The sequence below is a fragment of the Dankookia rubra genome (assembly GCF_004355005.1).
Taxonomy (GTDB): domain Bacteria; phylum Pseudomonadota; class Alphaproteobacteria; order Acetobacterales; family Acetobacteraceae; genus Paracraurococcus; species Paracraurococcus ruber_A.
The window spans coordinates 1-442 of record NZ_SMSJ01000369.1 but is presented as its reverse complement, the minus strand read 5'-3'; the positions used below and the strand labels follow the sequence as shown (position 1 = coordinate 442).

Annotated in this window: 1 protein-coding gene; it reads left to right on the top strand. The window is 64.7% G+C overall.

What is annotated here, in order from left to right; genetic code table 11:
• On the top strand, positions 1-182 hold a 182-nt coding region (locus tag E2C06_RS37010), incomplete at its 5' end, for a transposase (RefSeq protein ID WP_165982936.1).
• Between the last annotated feature and the right edge of the window lie 260 nt (positions 183-442).

Below are 442 nucleotides of genomic sequence, written 5' to 3'. Positions count from 1 at the left end.
CGGCCAAGCGCACCGAAGCGCCCGTCGCGTGCCCGCCGTGGATCTACCACAATCGCAGTCGGGTCGAGTGTCTCTGGGCGCGGCTCAAAGAGTGGCGCGCCGTCGCCACCCACTACGAGAAAACCGCGTGTTCCTTCATGGGCGTGCTCTGCATGGCCGCCACGATAGACTGGATCAAGTAGACACACAGAACTTAAGGCCTGACAGGCCCTAGCCGGTCGAGGATATCAAGCCCAGCGCGCACCTTGGTGGCGTAGTCCTCCAGCTGACCGGTGACCGGGATCAACTCCAGCTCGGCGTTTGCCGCCTCGTAATTACCCACCCCCTCTGACTTCTGCGGCGTAGCGGTCAGGCCGTGACAGTCGTCAGGATGGTGCCAAAGACGCTGGTGTTCGGCACGAGGCGGGCGGTGTCGACCACGGTGCGCACGTCCGCCTCGCCC